General features: G+C 36.0%; 13 protein-coding genes. All 13 read left to right on the top strand.

What is annotated here, in order from left to right:
* Positions 1-8 precede the first annotated feature (8 nt).
* Positions 9-359, top strand: coding sequence for a hypothetical protein (locus QM524_RS07070; RefSeq protein ID WP_283344036.1), 351 nt, complete (start codon positions 9-11; stop codon positions 357-359).
* Positions 360-501: 142 nt separating this feature from the next.
* The gene (locus tag QM524_RS07065; RefSeq protein WP_095160444.1) at positions 502-804 is read left to right on the top strand and encodes a hypothetical protein; all 303 of its coding nucleotides are present in this window, start codon (positions 502-504) and stop codon (positions 802-804) included.
* 55 nt (positions 805-859) lie between these two features.
* Entirely contained in the window at positions 860-1504 is a 645-nt protein-coding gene (locus QM524_RS07060) for a hypothetical protein (protein WP_283344035.1), read from the top strand.
* Positions 1464-1997, top strand: coding sequence for a hypothetical protein (locus tag QM524_RS07055; protein WP_283344034.1), 534 nt, complete (start codon positions 1464-1466; stop codon positions 1995-1997). The genes QM524_RS07060 and QM524_RS07055 overlap by 41 nt, the downstream gene beginning before the upstream one ends.
* Positions 1972-2193 (top strand): hypothetical protein, encoded by a 222-nt coding sequence (locus tag QM524_RS07050; protein WP_283344033.1) that lies wholly within the window; start codon positions 1972-1974, stop codon positions 2191-2193. The genes QM524_RS07055 and QM524_RS07050 overlap by 26 nt, the downstream gene beginning before the upstream one ends.
* Positions 2193-2417, top strand: coding sequence for a hypothetical protein (locus QM524_RS07045; protein ID WP_283344032.1), 225 nt, complete (start codon positions 2193-2195; stop codon positions 2415-2417). The genes QM524_RS07050 and QM524_RS07045 overlap by 1 nt, the downstream gene beginning before the upstream one ends.
* On the top strand, positions 2377-3942 hold the full coding sequence (locus QM524_RS07040) for a hypothetical protein (protein ID WP_283344031.1): 1566 nt from the start codon (positions 2377-2379) through the stop codon (positions 3940-3942). Before QM524_RS07045 ends, QM524_RS07040 begins: the two co-directional genes overlap by 41 nt.
* On the top strand, positions 3929-7726 hold the full coding sequence (locus tag QM524_RS07035) for a strawberry notch-like NTP hydrolase domain-containing protein (protein WP_283344030.1): 3798 nt from the start codon (positions 3929-3931) through the stop codon (positions 7724-7726). Before QM524_RS07040 ends, QM524_RS07035 begins: the two co-directional genes overlap by 14 nt.
* Positions 7719-8771, top strand: a complete 1053-nt coding sequence (locus tag QM524_RS07030) for a hypothetical protein (protein ID WP_283344029.1) — start codon at positions 7719-7721, stop codon at positions 8769-8771. The genes QM524_RS07035 and QM524_RS07030 overlap by 8 nt, the downstream gene beginning before the upstream one ends.
* 26 nt (positions 8772-8797) lie before the next feature.
* Positions 8798-9499 carry a hypothetical protein gene (locus QM524_RS07025; protein WP_283344028.1) on the top strand — a complete coding sequence of 234 codons (702 nt, stop codon included), beginning with the start codon at positions 8798-8800 and terminating at the stop codon, positions 9497-9499.
* A gap of 249 nt (positions 9500-9748) precedes the next feature.
* Positions 9749-11218, top strand: a complete 1470-nt coding sequence (locus QM524_RS07020) for a toll/interleukin-1 receptor domain-containing protein (protein ID WP_283344027.1) — start codon at positions 9749-9751, stop codon at positions 11216-11218.
* Between the two features lie 4 nt (positions 11219-11222).
* Positions 11223-12821 (top strand): nSTAND1 domain-containing NTPase, encoded by a 1599-nt coding sequence (locus QM524_RS07015; protein ID WP_283344026.1) that lies wholly within the window; start codon positions 11223-11225, stop codon positions 12819-12821.
* A partial coding sequence (locus QM524_RS07010) for a WD40 repeat domain-containing protein (protein WP_283344025.1) occupies positions 12818-13836 on the top strand: 1019 nt, incomplete at its 3' end. The genes QM524_RS07015 and QM524_RS07010, both read left to right, overlap by 4 nt.

The raw sequence follows: 13836 nt of genomic DNA, 5'->3' as shown, positions 1-13836 counted from the left end.
AAATCAATATGTTTAAAGCAATCCTCGCCTCTAATAAACGGGGCATTTCAGAAATTGAGATGAACTATGACAACATCTCTGAGACAAGAAAAACAATTAATGTCAGCTACAACGAAAAAATTGATATTTCGAAAATTGCAGACTCAAAAAAGTACCCTGATGCGACTGGTTTCGCCACCTCTGCAAAAAGTTGGGAGGCTAACCAAACTGAGTTTCAAAATTGGTACAATCAACCAGAAATTCTACTCATTGAAATCCTTGTGACAAGTTTGGGATTGGTGGCGACTGAAATTCAACAACTGGATCCACAAACATCAAACTATTCAACTATCAAATTGCTAAATCAAGTTGAAGCATAGTTGGTAGCAAAACACAAATTCCCTGGTCTAAAATTATCTGTAAATTCTTAACATCTGCTACCAATTTACAGTGGCCACACACACAACAACAGTTGGTCGACACTATATTTTGGTAGCAACAAATCATCTAATTACTAAAAAAATGAAAAAGGACATTCAACCAATTGTAAAAAAAGTAAGTCTTAACACGCCATTTTTGGGAATCGACAATAAACCTATTCTCGAAAATGGGCAAGAAGTAAATCTGGGTAAAATCGTTGGGCAAAGCATTGCCTATTCCACTTCAAACCAAAATGCTCAAAAGCTTATGTACATTGGTTTTCAATTGTATAATGGAGAGGATGTACAACTCGACCCACAAGACCTCAAAATCTTAAAAGATTTCATCGAGGCCGACACACAAATGACCAATGTGTTCAAGTATCGGGTTTTAGAGCAATTATAATCCAAGATACCATTGTAGTGTAATAGCAATATTACACTACATAATTTTCAAAATAATGGCAGCACAAGCAGGAACAGAATTATTTAGCATACAGCTCAATGGAGCGATATGCTATGAAAACAGGGCTGATTTCCCTACTGAGCTTGTTACCGTTAAAACATTTTACGGTCAGACAGGCGGAGCAGCAGAACCTCCCAAAACAAAACTATATCTCTCTGGAGAGAGAGTTGGCGTAACTCTTGGTGAGACGAAAGCAGTTGGAAATAAACTCTATTATAAACTTAAAATCACTACCCAAAGGCGTGAAAAAGGTGGTTGGTTTGATTTAGGAGCTGGGGTGTATAACAACGAAGAAAGTGAAGCATGGGTATTATCAACTGACGTGACAGACGATAAACAAGAAGCCGACAAGTTATTAAACGAGAGAATAAATGCCAAACAGGTAGCTAAAGACAAAGCAACCCAGAAAGTCTTAGATACAATTGAAGAGAATGATAATTCTTTCGCAGGTACAGAGGGAAATAGTGATAATGCACAATCACTCAATATCACAAAGCTACTTGCAATTGTGTTGGGATTTATTGCCATCATCATCATGGGTGTACTTCTATTCAAGTCAAAAAACAGGGAGCAAATTCAATTAGCAGGTAAAAAACACTATGGGGTTCTCAAAACAAAGTGGAAACAGCTCTTCAAATAACCAGAAGGCAACCACATCAAATAGCTCAAGCAATTCGAGCACCAATAATCAAACGGCATTAAGTAGCTTACTTGGAAGTGGATTTGACACCTCTAGTAACGTAAGCGTAGGAATGAGCGCAGACCCTGTATCTGCGATTGTAGGCTCAGTGTCAGGCGTAGTTCAAGCCTTTGTTAATGCAGATTCAAAAAAGGAAGTTGCTAGACTCCAAGTAGAAGCTCAGCAACTGCAAGTCGAAGCAGAAGATGCCAAAGCTGACCAAGAGCTTTACAAGGTTTTACAAGAAAAAGTAAAGACTAAACAACAGCAATTGCAAACTGCAGCAGACAAAGCCAAACAAACAGCCACCAATAATATGCTTATTTTCTTAGGTGTGCTTGTCTTTGCCTTGGGAATCATCTTTGTCGTATTCAAGTACCTATTTGGTAAACCAAAGCAAGCCATCACACCAAAACCAACCACTAACAATGTTCAAACTATTCAAGCTAATTGAGATTTATAATAAGCTCAAAAGCCAGACTTACTTCTTTCATTCAAAAAACCAAAAGGTATCCTTAGTCATTCAAGATGCCAGAGTTACACAGGTACTCTTTAACGGCCCTAATCCAAGCCCAGACGATATCAAGGATGCCATCAATCAAGGAGCTGAGTACATTGAATCTGAGGTCAAAAAATCCTTTGGGCTATAATGGACACACAACAAGCGTTCATCAATTTGTTTGCAAGCTTCTATCGTAGTGGATTTACAGAGGCACAATCCTGCTCAAACTGTGCTGAGCAGGATTTAAGTGATTTATCTATATCCAAAGCAAAGGAGTTCTACCAGCAACACCAACCACTCATTGAAAATCTAGGTATTTATGCCTTTCTATATGAATCAGAGCTTACTTTTACAAAGGCCACAAAAGAATGATTATATCGAATTAATCAATTATTCGGGGGATGATACATTCAACCTAATCACACAAAATCTTATTCCAAAATCAGTCGAACAAACTACTTCACTAGCTAATCAATTTAAACTTTACTCAGGTGTTGTTCTTTGTCAAAAAATTTACGAGTTTTGTAGAGCGTATATCAATTACCGTTTCGACAAAGAAGGTACTGAACAAATCAGATTACCCAGACGCACTTGGGCAGATAGACAAAAGGGCGTAGACTGCGAAGATTTTACCATTTTCATCTCTTCTATTTTACACAATCTCAAAGTTAACCATACCATCAAAATGGTTGATTTTGGGCAAGGATGGCAACATATCTATGTGGTTGTGGAAGATGTAGTTCTTGACCCAGTTCAAGATAAATTTAATTATGAGGACTCATATGAAACAGCTCGTGAGTATGATTTTGACTTCGCTTCCTTAGGTTCTATCGGTAGAAGCTTGAGTATCACTTCAGGTGAAAAGCAATTCGTTAAACAGGTACAATTAGAGCTTGAGCGCAACGAGAAACATAACAAAAGAAGTATCGAAAAGCTTGCTAGCAAGTTTGGTGTTATCGACAAAACTGACATTAAAGAGCTCACAGAATTAGCCATTGTTAATGTTTGTAGAAAGATTGCCAATGATAAGAGTACGAGCGATTATGAAAAGTATCTTAATATTCTTGAAACCTACCGAAATCAGGTAATTCTATCACATAGAACAAGTATTTCGATTCTATTACAGCAGTACTCAACGGCATCACCCATTGCTTTTTTAGCTGGATTATATGTAAAAAATGGCGTTAATGAATATCAGGGTCAAATTTTTGAACCAACAGCAGGTAACGGCATGATGACCATTGCTTTTCGTCCTGAGCAATGTACTGTCAATGAAATAGATGATACACGTTATAAGAATTTATTAACCCAAGGTTTTAGAAAAGCAACTCAAATCAATGCTATCTACAACACGCCAAACGAGAAGTTTGATGGAGTCATTACCAATCCTCCATTCGGGGCGGTTGACCAAAGGGATTACCTAAAAATCGACAATAAATACATCCTAAAAGACCTTGACCATATTCTTAGCTATTATGCGCTCAATAATTTGAAATCAGATGGTCGATGTGCCATTATCATTGGGGGACACACGCATTACGATAGTGAGGGAAGGGTTCAGGCAGGTAAAAATAGAGTTTTCTTAAGCTATCTATACCGCTATTTTAAGGTGGATGACGTAATTAACATCAATGGCGACCTTTATTCCAGACAAGGAACAAGCTTTGATATTCGACTTATTCTTATTTCTGGCATAAAACAAGTAGCTGAGGGATTTGCGCCTCTCAAGGAACAAGCCAGAGGCGAAGTGATAAATACTTTCGAAGAGCTTTACGAAAGAGTTACTTCCAATTTTAGTCAAGAAACAACTAGCACTCTCAAAATTAAATACAAATATAGACTAAGGCTTCAATTACAGTCGAAGTCACTTTCATCAGTACTACATGAAAAAAACTAAAAAATTGATGGATATTGCCCTTGGCATGAAGTACCCTGTACTTTCTCAGGGACAATCTCTTGATGTGGACACACCAGACTCGATGGCCTTTGAAATCAATCAAGCGCTACAAAATCTCAAACAAGCCATCGGCGGTGACGTGGATGCCTTCGTCCAAAGTCGTTTGAAGTACCTAACCAAGGCAGCTCTTTACAAAGCTTTATCGGCTGAGCAAATCGATGCTGTAGCACTTGCCATCTATAACATTGAAGCAAAAAATCAAGGGATTATCATCGCTGACCAGACTGGAATCGGTAAAGGGCGTATCGCTGCTGCAATGATTAGATATGCTACAAAACAAGGATATAGACCCGTCTTTATTACAGAGAAACCAAATCTATTTTCTGATTTGTATCGAGATATGGACGACATTGGAAGCAAGTCACTAAATCCTTTTATTGTGAATGCTCGTGATGCAAAGACCCAAATCAAAGACCGAAACGGAGACTTGCTATATGCTCCCCCAATGAAATCGGAACAAGATAGCATTATCAAATCAGGAATTCTTCCAAGAGAATATGACCTTGTAATGCTCACATACTCTCAAGTTTCAGACTCAAAAGGATCTCCCAAAATTGAATTCTTAACAAGCGTAGCAAAAGGCTCTATCTTGATTCTTGATGAAGCTCATAACGCCTCTGGGGTATCTAACACAGGCCAAATCCTGATGAATGCTTGTGCCCAAGCCAAAGGGGTTACATTCCTTTCAGCGACTTTTGCAAAAAGACCTGATAATATGCCTTTGTATGCCATGAAGACTTGTATTTCGGAAGCTGCCATTGATACAGAATCTCTCGTAAGTGCCTTCAAACAGGGTGGTGTGGCACTGCAAGAAGTTGTAGCATCTCAATTGGCTAGTCAGGGACAACTCATTCGTCGTGAGCGATTGTATGAAGGCATTGAAGTAAACTATATCAATCTTGAGAAAAACGCCTTAAGAGATAGAAAAATAGCAGATGAATTTACTGAAATTGTTAGAGACATCATTGATTTTCAGAAGGAGTATATTATTCCTGAAGTTCAACAACTCGACAAACAGGTTCGTGATAGTCAAGCCCAAGCAATTATTGAAAATGGTACTAAACGTGCTGGTGTTGATGCTTCTCCTGCCTTTTCAAAGGTGTTTATGTTGGTCAACCAAATGCTTTTTGCCCTAAAAGCTGATGATGTGGCAAACCGTGCTATTTTGAGATTGAAAGAGGGTAAAAAGCCAGTAATCGCCTTTTCATCGACGATGGGGTCTTTCTTAGAAAATATGGAGGATGAAGAAGGTACAATGGTTTCAGATGGTTCTACCATTTCAGCTTCGTTTAGTAATGTTCTCCTAAAGTCCCTAAATGCGGTACTAACCTATTCAATCAAGGATGAGGTGGGGAAACACCAAAAAAATGCGTTCGATATTGAAGCCATGTCCGTGGATGCTCGTGAGGAGTATTTCCGTATTTTCAATAAAATGCAAAATGCTTCACGCTCGCTATGTATTTCACCCATTGACTACATCAAGCAAAAAATAGAAGCCTATGGCTATAAGGTGGCTGAGGTTACAGGACGTAAATTGGAAGTAAATCTTTCTATCAATTTTAACAACGTATCACTTAATGGTCTTGGTGAAAGATTGTCTGAAAAAACTACTCAAAATTTTGTCGGAGTGGTCTCTCGAAAAAAAGCGGAAAATGTAAATGATGCCTTTAGAAGATTCAATGACAATGAAATAGATGTCTTGATGATTAACCAAAGTGGTTCTACTGGCGCTTCAGCTCATGCCATCATTACGGCTAAAGTACCTGCTGAAAAGGTCAAACAAAGGGTAATGATTGTTCTACAAGCTGAATTGGATATTAATACTGAAGTACAAAAAAGGGGGCGAATAAACAGAACGGGGCAGATTAAGAAGCCTATTTACGATTACCTCATTTCTTCGATTCCAGCGGAAAAAAGGCTTATGATGATGCTTCAAAAGAAGCTGAAATCATTAGATGCCAATACAACTGCCAATCAGAAAAATTCTGAATCTTTGATGAAATCAGAAGATTTTTTGAATAAGTATGGTGATGAGATTGTGTTTAAGTACATGCAAGAGAATACAGACCTTTGCTTACAACTTGATGACCCTCTTAATTTGTTCGAAGAGGATAAAGACCCGATCCAAATTGGAGCAGCCAGTAAAGTTTCTGGTCGAGTTGCAGTGTTACCAGTACTTGAACAGGAAAAGTTTTATACTGAGATTTTGGAGCGCTACCAAGAACATATCAAACAGTTAATCGAAGATGATAAGTTTGACCTTGAGGTTGAAACACAAGACCTGCGTGCTAAAACATTGGAAAGAACTATCGTACAAGTAGGTACAGGAGGTAGAAGCCCATTTTCTGACAATACATTTATCGAACGTTGTGAAGTAAATGTATTAAGAAAACCAATGAGTGTCTCTGAGTTACACGACGAGTTAAAAGCATCATTAGATGGTAAAAGACCTGAGCAAATTACTCAAGAGATAATTCAACAGGCTGAAAACTCCTTTGCTCTAATTCTTAAAAGAGACATTGAGAAAATAGAGAAAAGTTATGCCCTAAAAAGAGAAAGAATTACTTCTGAGAAAGCTTACCAAGAAAAAGCAGAAAAAGGACTACCTGCTGCTTTAGATTCTTATGTTCAAGGCAGGCTAATTGAGCTTGAAGAGGCTGAAGAATCATCCATCAATGATTGTAAAAGAAAATCAGCTAATGAATTATCTTACGTGAAAGAAATTGTAAGCTTCTTCCAAGTTGGAATGCCTCTATTATTCCCTGAAAATAATTTCGAAAATGGAAGCGTAACGAGAGTATTAGCCACTTGTTTAGGAATTAGAATTAATCCAACAAAAGATAAACCTTTTTCGCCATCCAATATAGGGCTTCGAATTGCAATAGCTTCCTCCAGAAGATTACTCTCATTTCCGTCCATCTCAGGAAGTAATTCGGAAAGGATTTTTTCTATCAAAGGAACCTCTCAAAAAATGCCTCAAAATTACTCTTTCGTTAAAGAGCTTTTGCCTAAATGGGAGACCGCTATTTCGAATAACTTAAAAGATAGAAGTATTAGATACATCGTTACTGGTAATTTAATTCAAGCATACCGTAACGATAATTTTTCAGGGCGATTAGTTCAGTTTACCACTCTTGAAAATAAAGTTAGAAAAGGAATCCTTCTTCCAGAAAACTACATTCAAAAAGCAAGTAGAACCTCGTCACAGAAAGTAAGTGTACCTATCAATAAGTGCTTGAAGGTTGTCTCAAGTATTATGACCAACCAATCGTTACAGTGTTCTAATACTTTGTCTATCTTCAGAAAAGACCCTTATCACTTTAAACTGATTGTTTCAGCCAGTAAACAGGTGGCTGGAAATGTGTACCTAGACGAAGATATTCTTTCTGCTATTGTTGGAAACTCTTTCGAAAAGGTTTCTGCTACCATGACGGCATTAGTCCATGTCAGTAACCTAAGTAAAGTCCTCAATACTTTAGGTGGCAAACTAAAGGTAAGTGCTGAGCTAAGCCCTGAGCAATTTAAAATTATTGCTGATGAAGTAAACCTTGAAAATCAGTTTAGTGATGAGCTTCAAGAGCTGCCTGTATTTAATAGTCCAACCTTAGTGCAGGAACAGCCTAAGAATGATGATGCTAAAAGAGTTCTTACTCTCAAGTATAAATATCGTTTAAGGTTGCAGTTACAAATTCTTGAAAGAAATAAGCTATTACAAAATGGTTAAAGATAGCACAATTGGTAAACTCCCCCTTTCTCTCTACAGTCAGAGAGAAAGGTTTTTGGTAGCGCTTTGGAAATACTTTAAAAGTACAGGAATCTCTGGTGATAAAATCGATGGAAATGCGATTCCGTTCTTGAGTGTCCAAGAACTAGCTGACTATATCAGAAAAAACTTTGAGGTTAACTCCGCTGAGGCTGTTTTTGAAAATAGTATTCTTAAACTGAAAGTTACGCTAAGTGACAACTCATCTGTAACCTTCAATCCGTATCAACTCTCAAACTTGATTTATAGAATTGAAGGTGAAGAAGCTCTGAAGCCAGAACCAAATGAATTGATTAGTCCATCTAATCCAAAGTTTATGAAATTCATGGCAAAGTTTCTCGACCAAAGTTCCATATCGCAAGACTACGGAATATGCTTTTCAGATGACGGGGTATTTAGTGCAAATCACTTTTCCATGATTTGGATACATACCAAGGGTTCACAAAGAGGGCATTATACAGAGCATGGTCTAAAGTTCGATGTGAAGTGGCCACCCAACTACTTAAGAGGTGTACCCGACATTGAAAAACACACTTTTGGAATTAATGTAGCTGAGTTGCTTAGCATCGTCGAAAAGTTCAACAGAATCGATGTAGCTGAAGGAGTTGAACACCCAAGAGTCACCATTTCTGGAACTAGGTTTAGCGTTCGTGTCAACTCCAGCACCAATCTAAAATGGGCAGAGGGAATACAGACCAGTGGACATTTTGTCTCACCTTCTGAAACAAATAGCGTCACTTTAATCAATGCGACTATTCTACCAATTTTAAAGTTGCTTAAATCACAACAGGTAAAATATATCTACCTCAAGGTGAAAAGTCAAAAAAGTGTGAGGATTGATGTCAATCTCAAAGACTATGGAGAGGCTACCATTATTTTTTCTCAAAAAGCAGAGATGGATAATGTTGAGAAAATGGATGATAAAGACCCTAAAATTATCTCGAAAAAATACACCTACCGATTAAGATTACAACTCCAGCAAATGGAATTACAAAAACTTAAATAATAACATTCACTCTCAAAATACAAAACATGAATACTTCAAAAAACATCGAATTAGTTAAAAGTATCACAGCTTCTCAGTTAGCTCAACTAGACAAAGTTTCACAGGAGAACTATCAATTGTTAAAAGAGGATACTGAGGGATTTTCGGATTTTGATACTTTGTTTTCAATTTCAACGGAAGCAGAAGAAACCCTTGACGCACTAATCCAGACCGCAGAAGCAGTAGGTATCTTCCAAAAACAAGAAAAGGCAAAATCGACAACTTCAAAAGCTCCAAGTAAGAAAAAAGTCACCAACTCGGTTGACAAAAGAGCCCAACAAAAGGTCGAGAAACAAACCTTGGAAAGAGATAATCTCGAAAAGGAAGTAGAAGAGTTAAAAGCAACCGTGATTGCAAACGCTCAATTCAAAGAAAAGATAGCAGCAGAATTAAGAAAGTTCCTCAAAGTTAGCCAAACAGGATTATCAGGGGTATTAACCAAAAACCAAAAAGAGTTAACCTTGGAAGAGCAAATTCAGATTCTGAAAGGCAAAAGAAAATTCTATAAGAATCTAATCAAAGGAGATACAGCAGATTTCAAAGCCATTGCCTTACGTGTGGGTTTAGATTTCAAAAAGTCAAAACCAAAGTCTAAAAATCAAAGTCTGTCGGGTGTTCCTCAAGCCATTTCAGGCACAAAGAAAAACGTCTCATTGATTGATAGATTTAAACATTGGTGGGATAATTAATCTTCCAATAGTATTTTCCTAAAAGACTGAACAGCAGTTAAATGGAGTTGCTTAATCCATTTAACTGCTGTTTTTGTTACCGAAAAATAAGATTTACTAGAATCGTGTAACTTTATAAAACAATTTTATATTTTCGTGTTTTACCCTTTGTCATAAATTGATAGTCATTTCATTTGGAGTTAATTCCAATTTTGGAAACTATCATAAATATTTATTTCTCCTTGAAAATTAAGAAAACTAACACTAACCATGGATAAAGAGCTTAAAAAAATAATTGATGCTATAAAAGAAAATAAATGTGTACTGATTCTTGGACCAGAGATTTGTGAGATTAATAGTAAAATATTTAAAGGTGTAAAACCTAAAGATTTTGATGAATCTCTTCGTTTGGCGTATGATTATTATATCAACCATGAATTAGAAGAAGGAAGAGAAAAAAACAAGGTAAAAGGAAGCCCTATTCAATTCAATGAATATTCTTTTGTAAAAGAAAACTTACTAACTTATCCATTAGAGTTAAGAAATGAAAATCATTTATATGAATTTAGCGAATGGTTTTTTTCTCAGATGATTAATTGGAAAGAACCTTTTTCACAAATTGCACAACTACCGTTTTCATTAATCCTTTCATTACTTCCAGACGAACATCTTGAAAAAATAATGTATGAAACCAATAAAGATGCTGTATTGGTAGGTAGTTATTCAAGATTTAATGAACGCCCGACAGAGCTAAAAGATATAGTTCCCAATGGCAAAACAGTATTGTATAAGTTATTGGGAAATCTATCAACAAAAGATTCTGTATTTACCTTTGAACATTGGTTTGACTTTATCTTTAAAATTATTAGAGGCGAACCTGATCTTCCAGAAGGCGTTCTTAGTCTTTTAAGAAGTGCTAAAATGATTGTTTTTGTAGGTGTTCGTGTTGAAAAATGGTATATCCAAATGTTAATAAGGTTATTACTTAAATCGGGGCGAATGGATGCGAATAAATTTGCTTTTGTTAATGTAAAAGAGGAAAGAGTAGAAGATTTGGCTGAGGAAAGATTTGATATAACATACAATGCAAAAAGAACGCCTGTTACGCTACTTAATGACTTGTACAGTGTCTATTTTTCCGATGGTGCCCCCCCACAACTTAAGAGCTTCAAAACAGCAGTTTTTATTTCTTATAATCATTCAGACAAAGAGATAGCATATAAACTTAAAAACGACTTAGAAGGCTCTGGCATCCATGTAATTATAGATACAGATAATCCTATTGGCTTCGACATACCAAAATTTATCAATGAAAGCGTTGCTAAAGCAGATTTTATCATACAGCTTATTTCTAAAAACTTTTTGACCTCTGCTTGGGTAGCACAAGAGTCTAATAAAGCCTTTACTTTGGCAGAAACAATAGGAAAAATTGTTATGCCCTGTGAAATAGATGCTTCTCTTGAAGACACCATTACTTTTAGAAGACAAGCGATGGATATTTTCGATGCTCAACTCAAAGTACTAAAAGATGAAATGTTGAAACGACTTGAAAAAGATGAAAGTACAAAAGACTTAGAACCTAAGCGTGACCGTCTATTGCAACTTAAAAATACTTATGATTCTAATATTGCTGAATTTCAAAAGAAAAAAAGAGGGAATTTGCAAGGGGAAAGTTATAAAAGTGGTTTTCAAGAAATAATAGATTCTATCAAAAAATATCAATCAAAAGCCCAAGCATAATTCTATGGCAGAAATAACTAAATTCCGTTATCCTGGGGCAAAAAACTTTACCACCGAACAAGCACATTTGTTTATGGGTAGAGATGACGATAAAGAAAAACTTTATCAAATGATTGATACCCGCCAAATAGTAGTTTTGTATGGAAAAAGTGGGATGGGTAAAAGCTCTTTAATTAATGCAGGTATTATACCGCTATTAGAAAATGAGCTAAACCAAAAGCCTAAATATTTTTCAGTACGATTGTTTAATAAAGGGCAAGAAAAGTACGCAAGCTTTGTTCCTCCACTACAAACACTCATTGAAACTGTATCAAATAAGACAACTGAAAAAGAATGGCTAAAGCCTTTGAAAGCTGATGCTTTTTCCAAAGGTGAATTATGGTATTGGCTAAAACAATGGCAAATAGCGTATCCTCGTGTACCAATTATTTTATTTTTTGACCAATTTGAAGAACTCTTTAGCTATTCAGATACAGAAATAGAGGAGTTTGGGGAAGAATTAAGAACGCTTATTTATCAAAATATTCCCGACTATATAAGCAAAGGCAAATCTTTAACAGCCTTTGAGCAAACGGCTTTTGCTCAACAAAACGAAAAGGACAGAGAGGAAAAAGAAAAACAAATTGATGCTATTTATGAAAAAATAGATATAAAGTTTGTGTTTTCTATTCGCTCGGATAGGATGGCATTATTGAATAAACTGACAAAATATATTCCCAATATCCTAAAGCATTTTTATGAATTAGATGCTCTTACCGAAGAGGCTGCCAAGGAGGCAATCAAAATTCCTGCACAAATAGAAGGCGATTTTCAAACACCTGCTTTTCAATACCAAGATAAAGTAGTGGATGCCATCATTGAAAGAGTAAAGAATAAACATGATGGGAAAATTGAAACGGCAACCCTACAAATTATTTGCAGATTTATTGAATTACAAAAAGTATCACAAGCAAACAGCATCATTACGCTGAATGATTTGGGAAATATCAAAGATATTTTTAAAGATTTTTATCAAAGTACGCTCAATCAACTTAGTATTGATGATAAAGCCAAAGTGAGTAAGAGTATCGAAGAAAGGTTTATCCAAAACAACCAAAGGATTCCTTTTGCAGACACCTATCTGAAAGCAGAAGATAAATGGACGAATGAATTATTAAAGCAATTGGAAGAAAGCACCCTCCTCCGCAAAGAAAGAGACACCGCAGGACGCTTTATCTATGAAATTGGACATGATACTTTAATAGAACCAATTTTAGAATTTGCTAAGATTAGAGAACAAGAAGTAAAGCAAAAACGACTGCGTAAAAACATTGCCATTGTAGGAGCTATTGCTTTGGCGTTTTTATTTATCATTTTTTATGTACTGCGTTTGACACAAAAGGCAGAACAAGCAAAAGAAGAAGCCCAAGAAGCATTATACCAATTGTACTACCAACAAGCCAAAACCGTAAAAGACAATGGCGATAATATTTTACGTAACAAGGATATAGAAACTGCCCAATATTATTATGACTCTGCCAAAGTAATAGTAGAAAAAATACCCGAAACCGATAGCATAGCCCTAGAGCTAAAAAATGAACTACAAAAACTATTAAAGAAATGAGAATAGCCTTGATAACCCTAAGCATACTGCTCAACATTGTTGCACTGGCACAAAAGCCAAGTAAAAAGCCAAAAAGAATTAGCTTTGAACAAAAAATACAAGTAGCCGATAAACTTTTTAAAGAAGGTAAAACCATAGAATCCATACAAAGCTATAACATAGCCCGTATTTTGGCTGGGACTGATAATGCCAAACATACAGTAGTGGACAAGCGTATTGAAGCAGTATTTAAAGCCATAGAAAAACAAAAAGAAGAAGCATTGCAAAATGAGCAAAAAGCCAAACTAGCAGAAACTAAAGCAAAGAAAAGTGAACAAAAAGCCCAAAAAGCCACAAACAATGCTAAAGCATTGTTTGTGGCTTCGGAGGCAGGTAAAGTGAACCCTATACAAGGTTTAAGACTTATAGAAAAAGTAATGCCTTGGACAAATGATACCAACAGAATTAACACCATTAAAGAAGCCAAGGAAGAGATCTTTAGGCACAGTAATAACCATCAATTTCAAGAAAAAAGAAGATACACAAAGACAACAGATGTTACTTTTTCTCAAGATAGTCAATGGCTCATCACTAAAGATGTGAATAAAAATTCCAAAGTCTGGTCTGTACAAACAGGAAAACATCCAGACTTTTTAAAAGATGAAAAAAATATTGACGACGCTAATTTTTCGGAAGATAGTCAATGGCTCATCACAAGAGATGTGAATTTTAATTACAAAGTCTGGTCTGTACAAACAGGAAAATGTCCAGACTTTTTTAAAGATGAAAAAATTATTATCGACGCTAATTTTACCCCAAATAGTCAATGGCTCATCACAAGAGATGTGAATTTTAATTCCAAAGTCTGGTCTGTACAAACAGGAAAATATTATGACTTTTTAAAAGATGAAAAAATTATTCGCTACGCTAATTTTTCCCCAAATAGTCAATGGCTCATCACTACAGATGATAATTTTAATTCCAAAGTCTGGTCTGTACAAACAGGAAAATATTATGACTTTTTAAAAGATGAAAA

This window comes from Flectobacillus roseus (assembly GCF_030056595.1).
Taxonomy (GTDB): Bacteria; Bacteroidota; Bacteroidia; order Cytophagales; family Spirosomataceae; genus Flectobacillus; species Flectobacillus roseus.
The sequence above is the reverse complement of the archived record's forward strand: the minus strand, read 5'-3'. Positions and strand labels throughout refer to the sequence as shown.